This window comes from Ensifer sp. KUDG1 (genome assembly GCF_050434285.1).
In the GTDB taxonomy this organism is placed as follows: Bacteria; Pseudomonadota; Alphaproteobacteria; order Rhizobiales; family Rhizobiaceae; genus Ensifer.
In genome coordinates, this window is record NZ_JBNDIG010000001.1 from 959,717 (window position 1) to 977,815 (window position 18,099).

Sequence of the window (18,099 nt, forward strand, 5' to 3'; positions counted from 1 at the left end):
GCCTGCCGGCACCTTCTTCCCGCAAGCGGGGCGAAGGGACATTTCCGCATCCTCTTCTGCACTCTCAAACCGCTGGTGGGGCACGTCCCCTCTCCCCGCTTGCGGGGAGAGGGTTAGGGTGAGGGGCGGCCTTAGCCTCAAACTCAATACGGCGCCTGCACCGGCCCCATGCCGACATAGACGGTCTTCAGCTCGCTATAATGGTTGAGCGCCGCGACCGAATTCTCGCGGCCGAAGCCTGACTGTTTCGAACCGCCGAAGGGGATTTCCACCGGGCAGAGATTGTAGGTGTTGATCCAGAGCGTCCCGGCTTCGAGCTGGTCGACGACGCGGTGCGCGCGGGTAATATCGGCGGTGAAGACGCCGGCCGAAAGGCCGAACTCGGTCGCATTGGCGCGCGTGATCACCTCCGCCTCGTCGTCGAAATCGAGCACGCACATGACGGGTCCGAAGATCTCTTCGCGGGCGATCGTCATGTCGTCGGTGACGTCGGCAAAGACGGTCGGTTGGATATAGGTGCCCTCTGCGTTGACGGCGTTCGGGATGCCGCCGCCGGTTACGAGCCGTGCGCCCTCGGCCTTGCCCTTCTCGATGTAGGAGAAGACCTTGTCGCGCTGCGGCGCCGAGACCATCGGCCCGAGTTGCGTCGCCTCGTCCATGGGGTCGCCGATGACGATCGCCTCGGTGCGGGCCTTCAGCCGCGTCAGGAACTGTTCCTTGATGCCCTTCTGCACGAAGACGCGTGTGCCGTTCGAGCAGACTTGGCCGGTCGAGTAGAAATTGCCGAGCATGGCGCCACCGATGGCGCTTTCGAGATCGGCATCGTCGAACACGATCAGCGGCGACTTGCCGCCGAGTTCCATGGTGACGTGCTTGAGTTCGGCGGCGGCGGCCCCCGCAACCTTCTTGCCGGTCGGAACCGAGCCGGTCAGCGACACCTTGGCGACGTCGGGATGGTTGACGAGCAGCGGGCCGGTCGTGCGGTCGCCCTGGATGACATTGTAGAGGCCCTTCGGCAGGCCGGCCTCGACGAGAATCTCGGCGATCTTCAGCGCGCCGAGCGGGGTGTTTTCCGAGGGCTTGAAGACCATGGCGTTGCCGGCGGCGAGCGCTGGCGCACCCTTCCAGCAGGCGATCTGCTGCGGATAGTTCCAGGCGCCGATGCCGACGCAGACGCCGAGCGGCACGCGCTTGGTGTAGGCGAAGTCGCCGCCAAGCGGGATGTAGTCGCCGTTGAGCGCTGTGGCGATGACGCCGCCGAAGAACTCGAAACTGTCGGCACCCGAGGTCGGGTCGGCGACGATCGTCTCCTGGATGGGCTTGCCGGTGTCGAGCGTTTCGAGCTCGGAGAGCTCGCGGTTGCGCTCGCGCATGATCTCGGCGGCGCGCTTGAGGATACGGCCGCGGGCGGTCGGGCTCATCGCTGCCCATTCCGGCTGGGCGCGCTTTGCCGCCGCAATCGCCTTTTCGACGATCGCGGGCGTTGCCGCGTGCAGCCGCGCGATGACTTCGCCGGTCGCCGGATAGATGCTCTCGATGACGGTGCCTTCGATGTCCTCGACATATTCGCCGTCGATGAAGTGCGAGGCTTGCGGTTGGGCTTTCATGTCATTCTCCTCGCGGGTAGCGTTTGGATTCCTCGAGATTGTCGAGGTTCATGTGGTTGCGCATGTAGCGCTCGGATGCCTTCTGCAGCGGCTGGTGATCCCAGGGATAATAGGCGCCATTGCGAAGCGCCTCGTAGACCACCCAGCGCCGTGCCTGGCTTTCGCGCACGGCGGCGTCGAAGGCCTCCATGTCCCAGTGGGCGGCGCACATGTCGCGAAACGCCTGCAGGGTCGCGGCCTGAACCGGCGTCTCCGGATCGGCAGCGAGGTTCTTCAGTTCCAGAGGGTCCGCCTCGAGATCGTAGAGCTGGTCGGGATCGAGTGCGCAGTGGATGTACTTCCACTTGCCTTCGCGGATGGCGACGAGTGGTGCGTAGGAGGCTTCCGCCGCATATTCCATCAGCACCGGCTCTGAGCGCTCCTCGCCGTTGATTATGGGCACGAGGCTGATGCCGTCGGTCCAGGGTTTTATCTCGTCCATGGAAATGCCGGCGAGATCGGCAAGCGTCGGCGTCACGTCGAGGTTGGAGGTCGGCGCCAGATGCAAGCCGGGCGCGACGCCGGGACCGGCGACCATCAGCGGCACGCGGGCCGAGCCCTCGAAGAAGTTCATCTTGAACCACAGGCCGCGCTCGCCGAGCATGTCGCCGTGATCCGAGCAGAAGAGGATCAGCGTGTCGTCGAGCATGCGGGTGCGCTTCAGCGTGTCCACCAGCTCGCCGACCTTCTCGTCGAGGTAGGAGATGTTGGCGAAATAGGCCCGGCGCGAGCGGCGGACATTGTCTTCCGTCAGGTCGAAATTGACGTAGTCGCAGGAATGCATGATGCGCTTGGAATGCGGATCCTGCTCATCCTCCGGCAGCATGCCGATCTCGGGCAGCAGGTGCTCGCAATTCTCGTAGAGATCCCAGAACTTCTTGCGCGCCACGTAAGGGTCGTGCGGATGGGTGAAGGAGACCGTCAGGCACCAGGGGCGGCGGTCCATGTCGTCGTTCTCGCGCGAAAGCTGGTAGAGCTTCTGGTTGGCGAGGAAGGCAACCTCGTCGTCATACTCCATCTGGTTGGTGATCTCGGCAACGCCGGCGCCGGTGACCGAGCCGAGATTGTGGTACCACCAGTCGATGCGCTCGCCGGGTTTGCGATAATCCGGGGTCCAGCCGAAATCGGCCGGGTAGATGTCGGTCGTCAGCCGCTCTTCGAAGCCGTGCAGCTGATCCGGCCCGACGAAGTGCATCTTGCCCGACAGCGCCGTGTAATAGCCGGCGCGGCGCAGGTGGTGTGCATAGGTCGGGATCGAGGACTGGTACTCGGCGGCGTTGTCGTAGACGCGGGTGCGGCTCGGCAGTTGCCCGGCCATGAACGAGGCGCGGGCAGGGGCGCAGAGCGGCGACGAGGTGTAATTGTTGCGGAAGCGGGCCGAACGGGCGGCGAGCGCTTTCAGGTGCGGCGCATGCAGGAACGCGGCCGGTCCGTCCGGAAAGAACGTTCCGTTCAACTGGTCGACCATGATGATCAGGATGTTCGGTCTTGCGGTCATGCGGCCGTTCCCCGGTATGTGAGCCGATCGATGTGCGAGGTGACGTAGTCTTCGGTGAGCGCGATCGAGGCTTCGATGCTGATCGGCGCGGAGCGCAGACTCTGGCGGATATAGAGCCCGTCGATCATCGCAGCTGCGCCTTCGGCGATGCGTTCCGCGTCATCGTCGGCACAAAGCGTCTTGAGGCTCGCCAGCAAATTGGAACGCAGCCGCCGGGCATAGACCACGAGCAGCCGCCGCACCTCTTCCGAGCGCTGCGCTTCCGAGTAAAAGGCAAGCCATGCGGCGATCGTATCAGGGGCGAACTGGCTTGCCTGGAAGGAGACGCGGATGAGCGCGCTCAGCCTTTCGCGCGGGCTCACGACTGCGCGGAGCGCCGTCACCGTGTCGTCGCGCAATTGCCGTAGAAGGCTGCGGATGGTCTCGATCAGCAACTGTTCCTTGCTGCCGAAATAGTGGTGGGCAAGGGCAGGGGAAACGCCGGCCTGGCGGGCGATTTCGGACATGGTGACGGCAAGCGTGCCCTGGTCGCCGATCACGCGTAGTGCAGCGTCCACCAGCGCCTTGCGGCGCACCGGTTCCATCCCGACCTTCGGCATCCGTCTCTCCCTTGACAATGATCAGTCTATTTTTGATTGACTCATCAATCAATAAAAATCGGCAGTGTTTTCGCTTTCCTTTTGTGCAGAAATCCGGCTCAATCCCCGCGTTAGCGATCTCGCGTTGCAAAGGACTGGAGGTTGAGATGACCCACGCATTCGATCGAGCCGACAAGTCAGCGGTTGCCGGTAAATGGGGGTGGTTCGTCGCCCTCGGCGTGCTGTTGATCATGTGCGGCGGCCTTGCCTTCGGCAATCTGCTGATGGCGACGGTCGCGTCCGTCTATTATGTCGGGATCATCATGCTGGTCGGCGGGCTGTTCAATCTCGCCCACGCCTTTCAGGTGAAGGGCTGGGACAGCGTGCTCTACTGGGGCCTGAGCGGCGCCTGCTACACGATCGCCGGCCTGTTTGCCTTCATCAACCCCGTGCTCGCCTCGTCCTTCCTCACCTTTATCATGGCGATCGCCTTGATCGTCGCCGGCTGCTTCCGCATCTGGGTCGGCCTGAAGCTCAGGCCGCTGCAGGGCTGGGGCTGGGTTGCGCTTGGCGGCCTGGTCACGCTTGTGGCCGGCCTGATCATCGCCGCCGGCTGGCCGGTCAACAGCCTCTGGATCCTCGGCCTGTTCCTCGCCGTTGACCTCGTCATGCAGGGCCTGTCGCTGATCGCCTTCGGCGTTTTGGCAAAGGGCTGAGTTTAGCTTGAGGCTCTGCTGCCAAGCAGCGCCTCGAGCAGCCGGAGCAGGTCGCCGCGAAGATCGGCAAGGCCGCTCGCGGCGAGTGCCTCAAGTCCGATCAGCGCGCCATAGAGCGCGCTGGCGCCGCTGCGGCTCTCAGCTGACGAAAATCCGCAATCACCGAGCAGGACGGCGATGTAGCCGAGGCGGCTTTCGTCGACGGACTTAAGGGTCGTCGCGGCCATGGCGTCGAAGCGCGCCCATTCGCGGACCGCGCCGTCCGTCAGCAAGCCGCCATAGGGAAGGCTGCGGTCGTCGGTCGCGGCATGCACCAGCAACCGCAGGCGCTCTCGCGCCGGTACTTCCAAGGCTTCGATTTCCGCGATGATCGCGTCTGTCGCTTCGCGCGCCCAGTGGGCAAGCATTTTTGCCTTCAGGTCGGGCACATCCTTGAAATGCCAATAGAAGGAGCCCTTGCTGACCTTCAGGTCGCGCGCAATCGCCTCGGCGCGGATCGCCTGCACGCCGCCCGTCGTCAGTGCGCGGAAGGCAGCCTTGATCCAATCATCGCTCGTCAAAGTGTTTTTTGTTGTCATGAGCTTCCATACGTCACCGTATTGACGGATGCAACCAGGTGGCGTACATACGCTCCCGTATGGTGACAATTGGAGGCGGACGCATGAGCAAATGGCTTCTGGCAGCGGGCACCCTGTCCCTGGCGACAACGGGCATTCATCTCTTTGCCGGCGGACCGGAGGTGCATGTGCCCTTGCTTGCGAGCAGCCCGTCGGCGCTGCTTAAGACCTATGTCTCGCTTCTCTGGCACGCGACGAGCGCCATCCTCCTGGTCAACAGTCTCGCCCTGCTGTTTGCCGCCGTGAACGGACGTTACCGTGTGCCGCTCGCCGCTGCGGTGATCGTGCAATATCTCGCCTATGCGGTGCTCTTCATCGGTTACGGCCTTGCCTATCTCGGTTCTCTCTCGACCACGCCGCAATGGGCAGCCTTTCTCCTCATGGCCGCGCTCGCGGCGATCGGCGTGCGCTCGGGCAAAGGGTCTCCGTCAACCATGGCCGCTTGAGGCGGTCCGCCCATAGGCAAGCAAGGAACCATCATGTCGACGGCAATCGCGATCCTGCTTTTCCTTGTCCTTTCCGGTATCGCCGGGCTGCATGCCTACTGGGCGTTCGGCGGACTTTGGCCCTGTGACGACGAGGAGACGCTGGTGCGCACGGTGGTCGGCACGAAGCACCGGTCGGTGATGCCGCCGGCCTGGCTAACGCTGGTCGTCGTCGCACTGCTCTTTGCGGCAGCGATCCTGCCCTTGTCCGTGACGCACGTCTTTGCCGGCATGTTGCCACCGGTCCTCGCCTATGGCGGCCTTGCGGGGCTTGCCGCCGTCTTCGCCGCCCGTGGTCTCCTGGCCTACACCACCGCGTTCCACCAACGCCATGGCACGGAGCCCTTCGTGACGCTCGACCGCCGCATCTACGGTCCGCTCTGCCTGGCCATCGGTGCCGGATACCTGGCATTGCTCGTTCTCGCCTGATCCCATCCTGGCTCGACGGTCAGGATTGGGCAGACGCCGACCGATCACAGGACTTGCTCATGAAATCACTGATTTCATTAGAGTGTTTGCATCTGATTGGCGCAGTGGCGGCTGTCACATAGCTTTCATCAAAGCTTCATAATGGAGAAAGACTTCGTTGACGCTTGCTGGCCATGCTGCCGGCGTTCGACCGTCCGTCCCATATTTCTGGAGCCCGGCATGTCCGCCGCCCCCGCCGAAATTCTCTCGTTGCGCCGGTTCGGCGACGACCAGATCGTAACGCTCGCCAAGCTGGTGATCGAAACCGCCTTCCAGCCGATCGCAGAAGCGGCGACCGGCACCGTCTTCGGCTACGAATCCCTGATGCGCGGCTTCCAGAAACTCGGCTTTGCCTCGCCGCTGGAACTGCTCGACAAGGCGGAAGAAGAGGGGCAGTTGCTGGCGCTCGAGCATATGATCAACAGTCGCGCCGTCGCCGGCTTTGCGACGCTGCCCGATCATTCCGCCCGCACGCTCTTTCTCAACTTCGACTCGCGCCTTGTCGGCGGCGAAGGCGACATTGTCGAACGCCTCGTCAACCACCTGAGGCGCGCCAACATCGCCCCGTCGGCACTCTGTTTCGAGCTTTCCGAGCGCTTCGACGGCGGCAAGATGCCGGATTTCTCGGCCCTCGTGCGCGATCTCCGCCTTGCCGGCTTCAAGCTGGCGATTGACGATTTCGGCGCCGGCTTCAACGGGCTGAAGCTCCTCTGCGACCAGCCGGTCGATTATGTGAAGATCGACAGGCATTTCATCTCCGGCATCGAGGCCGATGCCCGCAAGCGCCATCTGGTCCGCCACACGGTCAACACCGCCCATGTGCTTGGCACCCGGGTGATTGCCGAAGGCGTCGAGACCGAGGCGGAATTCCTCACCTGCCGCGACCTCGGCTGCGATCTGGTGCAGGGCTACTACGTCGCCCGGCCGACGACGCATCTGAGCGAGCTTCTGCCCGCCTATCCGCATCTCGATCAGAGCGTCGTCAGCCGGCGGTCCTCGTCTTCGCTCGACGGCATCCTGATCCGCAAGCAGATCGAGCAACTGCCGACCGTTCGCGAGAGCGACGAGCTCGATTCCGTCTTCGATCTCTTCCGGCGCAATCCGCGCCAGGGCTTCTTCCCAGTCCTGAATGCCAATGGCGAGCCGCGCGGCATCCTGCACGAATATCACGTCAAGGAGCTGATCTATCACCCCTTCGGCCGCGATCTCCTGAAGAACCGCATCTACCAGCGGCGGATCTCGCACTTCGCAAGCCCGGCGCCGATCGCCGATCTCGACACGCCGGCGGATGAGATGCTGAAGATCTTCGCCGGCATGGACGGCAGCGACTGCCTGATCCTGACGGAAAACATGCGCTACGCCGGCACGCTCTCGGCCTCGTCGCTTCTGAAGATCATCAACGAAAAACAACTGAAGATGGCGCAGGAGCAGAACCCGCTGACGGGTCTGCCCGGCAACCGCGCCATCCGCGACTATGTCCAGGACGCGATCCTCGACGGCGATCATGCCCGCTATTTCTGCTATTGCGACTTCGACGACTTCAAGCCCTTCAACGATACCTATGGCTTCCAGAAGGGCGATCTCGCCATCACGCTCTTTGCCGCCCTTCTCAGGCGCCATTTCATCGGTGAGGAGAAATTCCTCGGCCATGTCGGCGGCGACGACTTTTTCGTGGGCGTCAGCGGCTGTTCGGTGGAGGAACTGGAGGCGGTGCTGAATCGCCTGCTCGACGATTTCCGCTCCGACGTTTGTCAGCTCTATTCGCCGGAACACCAGGCGGAGGGGCGCATCAGCGGCCACGGCCGCGATGGCGCGCCGAAGGAATTTCCGCTGATGCGCTGCTCGATCGCCGTCCTCGGGCTGCCGGAGGGCTTCGTTTTCTCCGACGCCCAGGCCGTCAGCGCCCGCATCGCCGAAATCAAGTCGCGTGCCAAGGCGAGCGAGACCGGTCTGGTGATGGACGCGCTCGGCGGCTGAATAGCGCCCTCGACGACCGGCCGCGCGACAAATCAGCCTTTTCGCCTCGCTTTTCCGGCGCTACCTATGCGCCTTGAGAATTCGCGAGGTAATGCCATGTCTCTTCCATCAGAAATGCAATTCGTCGACCTTCCGGCCCCGGGGGGGCCGGAAAACATGATCCTGAAGAAAGGACCGTTGCCGGAGGTCAAGCCGGGCGACATCCTCGTTCGGGTGGAGGCGGCGGGCATCAATCGTCCGGACGTTTTGCAGCGCAAAGGTGACTACCCGCCGCCGCCTGGCGCAAGCCCGATCCTCGGCCTGGAAGTGGCAGGCGAAGTCGTGGCGATCGGCGAGGGGGCCCAAGGCTTCCGCATCGGCGACAAGGTCTGCGCGCTCGCCAATGGCGGCGGCTATGCGGAATATACGGCAGTGCCCGCGACCCAGGCGCTCGCCTGGCCCAGGGGTTATGACGCCGTGAGGGCGGCCGCCCTGCCGGAAACCTTCTTCACCGTCTGGGCCAATGTCTTCGACATGGCCGGGCTGAAGGCCGGCGAGACGATCCTCATCCATGGCGGCTCCAGCGGCATCGGCACGACGGCGATCCAGCTCGCCAAGGCCTTCGGCGCCGAGGTCTTCGCGACGGCCGGGAGTGCCGAGAAATGCCGGGCCTGCGAAGCGCTCGGCGCCAGGCGCGCGATCAACTATCGCGACGAGGACTTCAAGACGGTCGTTCTGGAAGAGACCGGCGGCCGCGGCGTCGACGTTATTCTCGACATGGTCGGGGGCCGCTACTTCGACCGCAACATCGGCTCGCTCGCCAAGGATGGCCGCCTGTCGATCATCGCTTTCCTCGGCGGCGCCAAGGTCGAGGCGGCGAACATCGCGCCGATCCTGACCAAACGGCTGCATGTCATGGGCTCGGCCTTACGTCCGCGCACGGCGGCGGAAAAGCAGGCGATCCGCGACGGCCTGGTGGAGAAGGTCTGGCCACTGCTGGAAACGGGCAAGGTCGCACCAGTCATCCATTCCGTTCTGCCCTTCAGCGCGGTTGCCGACGGCCATCGCCAGATGGAGGAGGGCGACCATATCGGCAAGATCATCATGTCCCTGTGATCCCTCGGATCATCAGCCCGCAATTCGCGGTGCGACGAGAAAACGATCTTCGACCATCGTCGCCCTTGTAATCGCTGACGGATCGCTTACCTTCAAATCATCAGCAACGAACAGAAAGGAAGGTGGTCCAATGTCTAATGAGATTTCGGTCTTGGTGAAGGGCATGGAAGAGGTGAAGATGTCGAGGCAGCCCTCGGCGTAATCCCCGCCTTCCTTCGGGTTTAACAGCCCGGGCCAGTCATACGGCCAAAACTCATGGAAGGGTCGCCTCGCGCGGCCCTTTTCCATGTTTGGGACTTGCTCTGGACCAAGCCTCGCCTAACCGGTCGACTCGGCCGGCGCTGTGCCTTGGATCAGCAGCCAGGGGTTCGGTTCATTGTCGATGAATTCCTCCCGGACATGCTTCAGCACTTTCCTCTGCCCGGCAAAGGGCACCATCCGGAGCGCTTCGTCAAAGCTTGCCCAGCGAAAGTCGCTGTGTTCGGCATTCAGCCGAACCGTGGCGCCCTCAGTCGCAAAGCCGACGAACACGGGCAGCAGGCTGATGGCGTTGCGGTCGGCCTCGTAAAATTGCTCGCAGATGTCGGCGGAATAGAAACGGTCGGGCCGCAGCCCCGTTTCCTCCTCGACTTCGCGCAGGCCCGCCTGCCAGGCCGTCTCATCCGCTTCGATCGCGCCGGCGACCTGGCACCAGGTTCCCGCGAGTGTTCCGGTGCGCTTGAGAAGGAGTACCTCGAAGGTGCTCCCGGCCGGGCGGAGAACGACAACCGAAACGGCAAAGCTCCTGATCGGTATTTCATGCATCGCGCGCGTCCTTCTCATTCGACCGGCGGACCATGCAACGCAAACCGCCGGCGCTCAACTTAAGCGATCGCCCGTCGAACCAGCGCCATCATATGCCGATGCGTCCGATCGCCGGGACCTTGATGCCGGGATTGGCGAAGTCGAAACCGGCGACAAGGCCGAAGAAATGCAGCTCGAGGCCGCTGCGAACACCGGCCGAGATGCCGGCCAGGCCATAGAGTGTGGCGTGCAGGTCGCGCCCGTCGGCATCGATCTGGAACAGCTTGCCCTCCGGCAGATAATCGCGGCCGACGGCGTCCGGCGGCAGGACAGCGCCGAGTTCCGATACGGTGCGCAGCACGTGGGCGACGAAGGTGTTGGAGTTCGGGCCGGGCCAGATCCGGTAGCCGCCGGGCGAAGCGTAAGGGTAGCTGGCGATTGCCGCCTCGATCTTCGGGATCAGCCGCGTGGCGTCAGCGCCGGTCACCGAGACGACCAGCCGCGGCTCATTCGAGTACCAGCGTGCATCCGCCGGATAGCCGTTCTTGCGGATCGGTTTGCCCCAGCCGACCTTGTCGTAGCGATCGTAGGTGGCAGCGCCCTCATTCTTGGTCACGATCCAGGCGTGGCTCGCGACTGCACCCTTCATGCCGCCCGTGGTCGCCGAGAACACGTAGATCGCCGCGTCCGCGCTTTCTGCCGCTTTCGGCAGGATGCCGGCCGAGGACCAATCGGCGTCACGCCAGCTTTGCGGCCGGTCCTGCATGTACCACCAGCCGGCGGAGGCCAGCGCCGGCAGCAAGTAGATGACGAGAAAGGCGGCGACCAGCCTGCGGGCGAATTTCATGAAAACTCCGTTTCTTGCCGGTAAAATCCTGCTAAATGCACGGAGCAATTTCGGATATTTGAGGGCAAGGCATGTCAAATCCCGTTCTCGTCGAAGTTACCCGCGGAAACCTCGTCGAAAGCCGCCACCGTGGCGTAGTCATTGCCGTCGATGGCGACGGCCGGACCGTCTTCTCGCTGGGCGAAACTGACGGTGCCGTCTTCCCGCGTTCGGCCTGCAAGGCAATGCAGGCGCTGCCGTTGATGGAAAGCGGCGCGGCCGACGCCTACGGCTTCGGCAACCGGGAGCTGGCGCTTGCCTGTTCCTCCCATTCCGGCGAGCCGGAACATGTGGAGCTGGCCGCCAAGATGCTGGCCGCTGCCGGCCGCGATGTCTCAGCGCTCGAATGCGGCGCCCATTGGTCTTCCGACCAGAAAACCCTGATCGGCCAGGCCCGCAGCCTGGAGGCGCCGACGGCGCTGCACAACAATTGCTCCGGCAAACATTCCGGCTTCATCTGTGCCTGCTGCCATTCCGGCACCGAGGTAAAGGGTTATGTCGGGTACGACCATCCGCTGCAGCGCGAAATCCGCGGCGCGATGGAAAGCCTGACGGGCGCGATCCTTGCCAAGGACAATTGCGGCGTCGACGGCTGCTCGATCCCGACCTATGCGGTGCCGCTGAAGGGGCTCGCACACGGCTTCGCGAAGATGGCGACCGGTGTCGGCCTCGAAGCCGAACGTGCCCGCGCCTCGAAGCGGCTGATAGAGGCCTGCATGGCCGAGCCCTTCTATGTTGCCGGCACCAAGCGCGCCTGCACACGGCTGATGAGGACGGCGCCTGGCCGCATCTTCGCCAAGACCGGTGCGGAAGGCGTGTTCTGCGCCGCCATTCCGGAAAAAGGCATCGCGATCGCGCTGAAGTGTGAGGACGGTACGACCCGGGCCGCCGAAGCCATGGTCGCTGCAACGCTTGCCCGCTTCTTCCGGGACGAGCCCGAGCTGCACGCGGCACTGATGGCACAGGCCAACCACTCCATGCACAATTGGAACGGCATCCATGTCGGCGACGTCAGGGTGACCGACGCCTTCGCCGCCTGAGCCGCAGCGGGGCGGGCCGTCTCGGCCCGCTCAATTTCCCGACGGTCCGCCCGTTGGCGCAGCGCGCCATCAAGCGCCGATAATCGCAATGTCCGTGCCGTCGTAGGGGGCAAGCATGTCGTCGCTAATCTCGTTCGGAACGATGACGCCCGAGAGTTCAGGGATCGCCGCCACGTGGTGCGGCGAGACCGCATCGAATTTTTCCATCGTTGCGAGCACGTAGGTTTCCGCGGCCTGGCCGAGGATCGCGCGCTTGACGGCCGCTTCCTCGAAGTCGCCGGTCGAAACCCCGTGGGCCGGATGAATGGCGGTGACGCCGAGGAAGAACAGGTCGACGCGGATGCCGGCAATCGCTGCAACCGCTGCGGCTCCCGTCGCGACCATCGAATGCTTGTAGAGCCGGCCGCCGATCAGGATCACCTCCGCCTCGTGGCGCTCGAGTTCGGCGGCGATCGTCGGGCTGTGGGTGACGACGGTCAGCCGCATGTCGCGCGGCAGCGCCCGGGCAATCTCTGCATTGCTCGTGCCGCCGTCGAGAAAGATCGCCTGACCGGCCTCGATCATCGCAGCCGCCTTTTGTCCGAGCCGGCGCTTGACGTCGCCGGCAATCTCCTGACGCGCCGCAAAGTTGGGCAGCGGCGGCACCAGGGGCAGCGCGCCGCCATGCACGCGCTTCAACAGTCCCTCCGCCGCCATTTCGCGCAGATCGCGCCGGATCGTGTCCTCGGACAAGTTCAACTCGTCGGCCATGCGCTTGGCGACGACCTCGCCATCGCGTGCCAGCCGCGCAGAAATCAAAGCCCGCCTCTGTATCGTCAGCATGAAATGTCTCCTTGACTCTTCACGATATTGCACGAAATATCATGAATATTCCAGAATAATCTGGATCGTTCATCGCATCTCGGGAGAGAAAAATGCTGATCTTGATCGCGGGCCCCTATCGTTCTGGAACCGGGGACGACCCGGCCAAAATGGCCGCCAACCTGCAGCGGCTGGAAGAGCCGTCCTATGCGCTGTTCAAGGCAGGCCACGTGCCGATGATCGGCGAGTGGGTGGCGCTGCCGGTCTGGCATGCGGCTGGCGGCGCGCGGATCGGCGACGACCTCTATGAGGAGATTTTTCATCCGGTGGCGGGCCGATTGCTGGCGCTTTGCGATGCGGTTCTGCGCCTGCCGGGCGACAGCAAGGGGGCGGACAACGACGTGCGCATCGCCCGTGAACGTGGAATTCCCGTCTACTATCGCCTGGAGGACGTACCCGGCTGCAGCGAGCCGCTGGTCGCGTGAGCGTGCAAGACCCGGCAGTTGCAGCCTGCCGGGCACCCCTAACGACGGCGGATGGCAGCGATCCTTCGCCGCCTTGCCACTTCTGCTTGTCAATCGAGGTGACTTCCTTTCTTCTGCGGCCGGTTTTTGCTTTGGAGCGACACGGCAGGAAGCGTACGTTCTCCGTTCGCATGCCGCTTCGACCCACCGCAAATGACAGAGCCGGATCGGTTGATCGACATCACGTAAACCGATCCGCATGATCGCAGAGGAGAGCTTAAAGTGTTGAAACTGTTCTACGCCCCCGCAACCTGTTCATTGGCCTCGCATATCGCGCTGGAAGAAGCGGGCGCCGAGTATGAGGCGCGCCGTGTCGATTTTTCGACAGCCGAGCAGACCAAGCCCGACTATCTCGCGGTGAACCCGAAGGCGCGGGTCCCCGCGCTCGTGACCGACCGGGGCGTCATCACCGAAACGCCGGCGATCCTGACCTATATCGCGCAGGCCTTTCCGGCCGCGAAACTCGCCCCGGCGAACGACGCCTTCGCCTTCGCGCAACTGCAATCGTTTCTGAATTACCTCTGCTCGACGGTGCATATCGCCCACGCCCATGGTCGCCGCGGTGCACGCTGGGCCGACGATCCGGCCGCGCACGAGGCGATGAAGGCGAAGGTCGCCTCCAACATGACCGCCTGCTACGAACTGATCGAAAGCAAGATGTTCGAAGGGCCGTTCGTTTTTGGTGACAGCTATTCGATCGCCGATCCCTATCTTTTCACCGTCGCCGGCTGGATCGAGCCCGATGGTGTGGATCCCGCGCGCTTCCCCAAAATCGTTGATCATCGCAACCGCATGACCGCACGCCCGGCCGTCGCCCGGGTGCTGGCGACAATGAAGGTGTGACGCCTCGGTAGCGGCGGCTACATCAGGATGTAGTTCTTCGGCTGCGGTAAAGGCGGAAGGTCGGTCTCGCCGAGCGCCTCGCGCAGATTGATTTCGATCGTTTCGGCAAGAGCGACGATCGGAAGGTCGTTCGGCAACACGCCGAACGGCTCCTCCAGTTCGTCGCCGAGCGCGTCGAGGCCGAAAAAGGTGTAGGCGACGAGCGCGGTGACAAACGGCGTCGCCCAGCCGAGCGCATCGGCAAAGCCGAAAGGCAGCAGGAAGCAGAAGAGATAGGCCGTGCGGTGCAGGAGCAGCGTATAGCCGAACGGCACAGGTGTGTTGCGGATCCGCTCGCAGGCCGCGAGCATGGCCGACATCCTGCCGAGCGTGCCATCCAGCTGTGCCCACTGAAAATCGCTGATCGTCCCGGTTCCCCGCAGGCCGGCGAGAATGCGGCCCATTTCGCGCAGCAGAAAATCCGGTCCGTTGCGGCTGGCCTTGTAGCCGGCAGAAAGATCCGCCGGCAGCCGCCCCAGCGGCCTGCCGACATCGCTTCCAGGCCGCAGATGGCAGACCAGTGCGTGGCCAAAGGCGATCGTGATGTCGAGCAGCCGCTGCCGCTCGGCCTCGGCAAGGATCAGCGTCTGGCGGGCGAGGTCGCGCGCGGTAAAGATCAATTGTCCCCAGTCCTTTCGCGCCTCCCACCAGCGGTCGTAGCAGGCATTGTTGCGGAAGCCGAGAAACACGGAGAGTGCGATGCCGAGCAGCGCGAAGGGGCCGCTGTTGACGCTCGGCACGAGGCCTGGATCGACGCGGTGCGCCCAGACGACAAGGGCAGAGAGGGCAAAGACGAACAGCACTTGCGGAAAGATCCGCTGGATGACCGACCCTCGGAGGATGAAGAAGAGTTTCAAAAGGGTAGGGCGGTTGCGAACGATCATGGGAATACCTGTCCGGCTGTTCGCTTAACCGGTATAGGCGCCGGCTTCGAAATGGAAGGGCCGTCCGTTCGATGAGGTGTTCCCGCATAGCCAGGATTATCTTGTCGGTGATGTCGGGCGTTCTCTCTGCCGCGCGTCCTTGGCGTGTAACGCCAACAGGGAGGCAATGACGATGCGCAAGGTGGTTGCAGGCATGCAGATGTCCATCGACGGTCTGATCGATGGGCCGGATGGCTATACGGATTGGGTCGAGTCCTGGTCGGATACGTTCGACCTCCTGCCCGAGATCGACGCCTGCGTCCTCGGGAGCGGCATGTATTCGGGCTACGAGCAATATTGGAGCGCGATCAAGCGCGACCCGCATGCGCCACTGGAGTTCACCGGCCAGCTGCCGACGCCTGAAGAAATCGAATACGCGGACTTCGCACTTGGCACGCCGCATTACGTCCTCTCGAAAACCCGCTCCGACGTCGAATGGGAAAACGCCAGGATCGTGCGCGACGCCTCCGAAATCGAGGCGCTCAAGCGGGCGCCGGGCCGCACCATCTATGTCGTCGGCGGCGCGTGCACGGTGTCGAGCCTGATGGATCACGGCCTGATCGACGAGCTGCGGCTCACCATCCACCCGCTCGTGGTCGGCAAGGGCAAGGCGCTGTTCGACACCGTGGCTGCGCGTCATCACGTGCAGCTCGATGACGTGAAGCGGCTGGATGGTGGCAGGGTCTGCCTGGTCTACAGGGTCGGCGGCGGGGCTTGACCGGCGTCGAGGAAGGTCGCGGCGAGCCGCTTCGGCGCCTTTTCGCGCCAGGCGGCAACCAGTCGCCCGGTGAGGCTTTGGTCGTCGATCTCCGCGAGCCGTACCAGCATGGCGGGCCAGCCTTTGTAGTGATCCGTTTGAAAGTAGAGCCTTGGGTCGAGCTCCAGCAGCATTTCCTTTTCTTCGAGCGCGCACATGACGACCAGCGTCTCGCCATCCTTCATGCGCACGAAACTCTTGTCCTTCACCAGCAGCGCCGGTGTGCCGTAGGACGTGCCGATCGTCACCTCGGGCAGGCCGGCTGCCTCCGCCAGCCTGACGACACGGATGAAGTTGCGCTCGAGATCGTCGCTCATCCGGCCAGCATATCAGATCGCGGCTGCAAAGCCGCAGGCCCTAGAGGCGGCTGCCGGTGCACTCCGCCGCGCGAGGCCACGGCCAGCCCGGGAAGGGCAGGTCACCGAGTTCGCGCTCATCCATCCGCTCGAGATCCGGATGCTGCAGCGGATCGCGCGCCCAGGCGAGCGGCGCATCGTCCCTTCGGTTGTCGGATGTTTTGAGCGGCGTCAGTTTCGAGAGAAGCCTAAACATGGCGGACCATCCTTTCGATGCTTGGATGATCCGCCTGTCCTGTAATCTTTTCAATTGAGAATGGCAGAGATCGTGTTTAGAAAAACTATATGAGAGATCTGAATTCCGTGCATTTGAACGGGCTGCGCGCCGTCGAGGCTGCCGGCAGGCTGGGATCGCTGGCCGCGGCGGCGGACGAGTTGGGCGTGACCCCTGGCGCCGTCAGCCAGCAGATCGCCAAGGCGGAGGCCCAGCTCGGCCGCGTCTTGTTCGAGCGCACCCCGCGCGGCCTCGTGCCGACCGATTTCGGCCAGCGCTTCCTCGCGCGCATCGGCAATGCCTTTCACGAACTGGCGGAGGCCGTGGCTTCGGCGCGTCGCCGAGACGAGTCGGTGCTGACCATCTCCGTCGCGCCGGTCTTTGCCGCCCGCTGGCTGGTTTATCGGCTCAATCGTTTTGCCGAACGCCATCCCGACATTCGCCTGCGCATCGACGCGACGACCAAGCTCGTCAATCTCGACACGTCGGACGTGGATGTCGGCATCCGCGTCGGTACGGGGGAATGGCCGGGGGTGAAGTCCGAGCCTCTTCTGCAGCAGGAGGTTTTTCCGGTCTGTTCGCCGGCGATGGCCGAAGGGCTTCGGAAGCCTGCAGATATTCTAAAACTGCCGGCCGTTATCGACGGCCATTCGATGTTCAGCTGGGAGGTGTGGCTCCGCGAAGTCGGGCTCTCGGGCGCGGAAATGAACGTGCGCCACACCTTCAACGAGGCGTCGCTGGTGCTCGATGCGGCGATCTCGGGGCAAGGGGTAATGCTCGCCTGGCAGACGCTCGCCGGCTTTGCGATCGCGCAGGGCAGCTTGGTGGTGCCGTTCGGCATCCGGGTACCGACGGGCTTTGGCCACTACTTCGTCAGCGCGCCGTCACGGCGCGAAAGCAAGGCCGCCAAGGCGTTCAAGCGCTGGGTTCGTGACGAGGTGGAGGAGGGCATGCGCCTGCTCGACATCAAGGCGCCGCGTGTTGGCTTTAACGCGGCGACCATGGGCTGATCGCGGGAGGCCCCCTATTGACCGCTCCTCAGTCCGCCAACTCTTTCAGCCGTTCTTCCATCATCGCCTTGAAGGCTGGGCGGGCATGGCAGCGGGCAAGCCAGGCCGAAACCCGCGGATGCTTTTCGAACAGCTGCGTCTGGCTCATGGCGTAGCGGAAGACCTCCGCGAGATTGAGGTCGGCCACGGTGAAGCGATCGCCGACGAGATAGTCGCGTCCGTCGAGGTGGCTTTCCATGCGGGCAAAGACTTTGTCGAGCGACGTCACGCATCTGGCGATCGTCGCCTTGCCTTCGTCGGTGTTCTCGGTCCCGTAGTCGTAGGTCAGGATGATCTCCACGGCGTGCGGCTCGACCTCGGTCGCCCCCCACATCGTCCAGTTGCCGATCAGGCCTTCCTCGGCGATATCGGCAGGCGCCAGTGGCCCGCCGTGTTTGCGCGCGAGATAGAGATTGTTGGCAAGCGATTCCGTCAGCACCACGCCGTCATCCTCGATCGCGGGGATCAGCCCCATCGGGTTGACGGCGAGGAAGGCGGGCGACTTGGTGTTGATCGGCGCATCGGCAGCCAGAGGATCGGCGACACGGCGCGCCTGGATGACCGGCACCGATTGGAAAGGGATGCCGAGCTCCCGCGCCATCCAGTAGTTGCGCGATGCGCGCGAGCGATAGACCCCATAGATCGTCAGCATGTCGATTTCCTCCCGTCCTGCGTTGTCGTCTGTCTTAGGCAAGCGCCGGGGGCGACGGAAGCGGGCGGCGCTGATAGCACACATGAAATCTTTTGATGCGCCGTGCGGCGCTTTGCCGGCTTGCCTTTGCGGCCGCGGATCTTTAGCTGTCG

22 protein-coding genes are annotated in these 18,099 nt (G+C 63.7%); 10 read left to right on the forward strand and 12 right to left on the reverse strand.

From position 1 onward, the window contains the following. Nucleotides 1-143: 143 nt before the first annotated feature. Genes betB through betI form a run of 3 tightly spaced genes read right to left on the reverse strand, consistent with a single transcriptional unit; the run spans nucleotide 144 to nucleotide 3,743 of the window. Nucleotides 144-1,607 carry a betaine-aldehyde dehydrogenase gene (gene betB, locus M2267_RS04660; RefSeq protein ID WP_429112791.1) on the reverse strand — a complete coding sequence of 488 codons (1,464 nt, stop codon included), beginning with the start codon at nucleotides 1,605-1,607 and terminating at the stop codon, nucleotides 144-146. 1 nt (nucleotide 1,608) lies between these two features. Continuing rightward, nucleotides 1,609-3,144 (reverse strand): choline-sulfatase, encoded by a 1,536-nt coding sequence (betC, locus tag M2267_RS04665; RefSeq protein WP_429112792.1) that lies wholly within the window; start codon nucleotides 3,142-3,144, stop codon nucleotides 1,609-1,611. Continuing rightward, a complete protein-coding gene (betI, locus tag M2267_RS04670) occupies nucleotides 3,141-3,743 on the reverse strand; it encodes a transcriptional regulator BetI (RefSeq protein WP_043620060.1) in 603 nt (200 codons plus the stop codon). The genes betC and betI overlap by 4 nt, the downstream gene beginning before the upstream one ends. A gap of 146 nt (nucleotides 3,744-3,889) precedes the next feature. Between betI and M2267_RS04675 the strand changes: the two genes are divergently transcribed. Then, nucleotides 3,890-4,438 carry an HdeD family acid-resistance protein gene (locus M2267_RS04675; protein WP_034789210.1) on the forward strand — a complete coding sequence of 183 codons (549 nt, stop codon included), beginning with the start codon at nucleotides 3,890-3,892 and terminating at the stop codon, nucleotides 4,436-4,438. A gap of 2 nt (nucleotides 4,439-4,440) precedes the next feature. Here the strand turns inward: M2267_RS04675 and M2267_RS04680 are convergent, their stop codons facing one another. Next, nucleotides 4,441-5,016 (reverse strand): TetR/AcrR family transcriptional regulator, encoded by a 576-nt coding sequence (locus tag M2267_RS04680; protein WP_429112793.1) that lies wholly within the window; start codon nucleotides 5,014-5,016, stop codon nucleotides 4,441-4,443. A gap of 83 nt (nucleotides 5,017-5,099) precedes the next feature. On the opposite strand from M2267_RS04680, the gene M2267_RS04685 reads away from it, so the two are divergent. From M2267_RS04685 to M2267_RS04700, 4 genes are all read left to right on the forward strand, one after another. After that, a complete protein-coding gene (locus M2267_RS04685; RefSeq protein ID WP_429112795.1) occupies nucleotides 5,100-5,501 on the forward strand; it encodes a hypothetical protein in 402 nt (133 codons plus the stop codon). Between the two features lie 33 nt (nucleotides 5,502-5,534). Continuing rightward, nucleotides 5,535-5,969: a DUF3995 domain-containing protein gene (locus tag M2267_RS04690; RefSeq protein WP_429112796.1), complete on the forward strand. Its 435-nt coding sequence runs from the start codon at nucleotides 5,535-5,537 to the stop codon at nucleotides 5,967-5,969. Between the two features lie 219 nt (nucleotides 5,970-6,188). Next, nucleotides 6,189-7,985 carry an EAL domain-containing protein gene (locus tag M2267_RS04695; RefSeq protein WP_429112798.1) on the forward strand — a complete coding sequence of 599 codons (1,797 nt, stop codon included), beginning with the start codon at nucleotides 6,189-6,191 and terminating at the stop codon, nucleotides 7,983-7,985. Nucleotides 7,986-8,081: 96 nt separating this feature from the next. Further along, entirely contained in the window at nucleotides 8,082-9,080 is a 999-nt protein-coding gene (locus M2267_RS04700) for an NAD(P)H-quinone oxidoreductase (RefSeq protein WP_429112799.1), read from the forward strand. 12 nt (nucleotides 9,081-9,092) lie between these two features. On the opposite strand, the gene M2267_RS04705 is transcribed toward M2267_RS04700, so the two are convergent. The 3 genes from M2267_RS04705 to M2267_RS04715 all read right to left on the reverse strand — a co-directional run bounded on the left by M2267_RS04705 (nucleotide 9,093) and on the right by M2267_RS04715 (nucleotide 10,710). Continuing rightward, nucleotides 9,093-9,368 carry a hypothetical protein gene (locus tag M2267_RS04705; RefSeq protein ID WP_429112801.1) on the reverse strand — a complete coding sequence of 92 codons (276 nt, stop codon included), beginning with the start codon at nucleotides 9,366-9,368 and terminating at the stop codon, nucleotides 9,093-9,095. A gap of 30 nt (nucleotides 9,369-9,398) precedes the next feature. Continuing rightward, the gene (locus M2267_RS04710) at nucleotides 9,399-9,884 is read right to left on the reverse strand and encodes an NUDIX hydrolase (RefSeq protein WP_429112802.1); all 486 of its coding nucleotides are present in this window, start codon (nucleotides 9,882-9,884) and stop codon (nucleotides 9,399-9,401) included. 88 nt (nucleotides 9,885-9,972) lie between these two features. Next, nucleotides 9,973-10,710, reverse strand: coding sequence for a DUF3750 domain-containing protein (locus tag M2267_RS04715; protein ID WP_429112803.1), 738 nt, complete (start codon nucleotides 10,708-10,710; stop codon nucleotides 9,973-9,975). Between the two features lie 71 nt (nucleotides 10,711-10,781). Here M2267_RS04715 and M2267_RS04720 point away from each other — a divergent pair, with 71 nt between their 5' ends. Continuing rightward, nucleotides 10,782-11,789, forward strand: a complete 1,008-nt coding sequence (locus M2267_RS04720; protein ID WP_429112805.1) for an asparaginase — start codon at nucleotides 10,782-10,784, stop codon at nucleotides 11,787-11,789. Between the two features lie 69 nt (nucleotides 11,790-11,858). On the opposite strand, the gene M2267_RS04725 is transcribed toward M2267_RS04720, so the two are convergent. Further along, complete coding sequence (locus M2267_RS04725) at nucleotides 11,859-12,611, reverse strand: DeoR/GlpR family DNA-binding transcription regulator (protein ID WP_429112807.1); 753 nt, start codon at nucleotides 12,609-12,611, stop codon at nucleotides 11,859-11,861. A 92-nt stretch (nucleotides 12,612-12,703) separates the two neighbouring features. Between M2267_RS04725 and M2267_RS04730 the strand changes: the two genes are divergently transcribed. Then, nucleotides 12,704-13,075, forward strand: coding sequence for a DUF4406 domain-containing protein (locus tag M2267_RS04730; RefSeq protein ID WP_429112808.1), 372 nt, complete (start codon nucleotides 12,704-12,706; stop codon nucleotides 13,073-13,075). A 261-nt stretch (nucleotides 13,076-13,336) separates the two neighbouring features. Then, entirely contained in the window at nucleotides 13,337-13,957 is a 621-nt protein-coding gene (locus M2267_RS04735) for a glutathione S-transferase family protein (protein WP_429112810.1), read from the forward strand. 17 nt (nucleotides 13,958-13,974) lie between these two features. Here the strand turns inward: M2267_RS04735 and M2267_RS04740 are convergent, their stop codons facing one another. Then, on the reverse strand, nucleotides 13,975-14,880 hold the full coding sequence (locus M2267_RS04740) for a bestrophin family protein (RefSeq protein ID WP_429112812.1): 906 nt from the start codon (nucleotides 14,878-14,880) through the stop codon (nucleotides 13,975-13,977). Nucleotides 14,881-15,046: 166 nt separating this feature from the next. On the opposite strand from M2267_RS04740, the gene M2267_RS04745 reads away from it, so the two are divergent. Beyond that, nucleotides 15,047-15,637 (forward strand): dihydrofolate reductase family protein, encoded by a 591-nt coding sequence (locus tag M2267_RS04745; protein WP_429112813.1) that lies wholly within the window; start codon nucleotides 15,047-15,049, stop codon nucleotides 15,635-15,637. On the opposite strand, the gene M2267_RS04750 is transcribed toward M2267_RS04745, so the two are convergent. Next, nucleotides 15,613-15,993 (reverse strand): MmcQ/YjbR family DNA-binding protein, encoded by a 381-nt coding sequence (locus M2267_RS04750; protein ID WP_429112815.1) that lies wholly within the window; start codon nucleotides 15,991-15,993, stop codon nucleotides 15,613-15,615. The two genes, M2267_RS04745 and M2267_RS04750, sit on opposite strands and share 25 nt — an antisense overlap. Before the next feature lie 40 nt (nucleotides 15,994-16,033). Next, complete coding sequence (locus tag M2267_RS04755; RefSeq protein WP_429112817.1) at nucleotides 16,034-16,228, reverse strand: hypothetical protein; 195 nt, start codon at nucleotides 16,226-16,228, stop codon at nucleotides 16,034-16,036. 89 nt (nucleotides 16,229-16,317) lie between these two features. Here M2267_RS04755 and M2267_RS04760 point away from each other — a divergent pair, with 89 nt between their 5' ends. Next, nucleotides 16,318-17,256, forward strand: a complete 939-nt coding sequence (locus tag M2267_RS04760) for a LysR substrate-binding domain-containing protein (protein WP_429112820.1) — start codon at nucleotides 16,318-16,320, stop codon at nucleotides 17,254-17,256. A gap of 28 nt (nucleotides 17,257-17,284) precedes the next feature. On the opposite strand, the gene M2267_RS04765 is transcribed toward M2267_RS04760, so the two are convergent. Continuing rightward, the gene (locus tag M2267_RS04765) at nucleotides 17,285-17,947 is read right to left on the reverse strand and encodes a glutathione S-transferase family protein (protein ID WP_429112821.1); all 663 of its coding nucleotides are present in this window, start codon (nucleotides 17,945-17,947) and stop codon (nucleotides 17,285-17,287) included. Nucleotides 17,948-18,099: the final 152 nt, after the last annotated feature.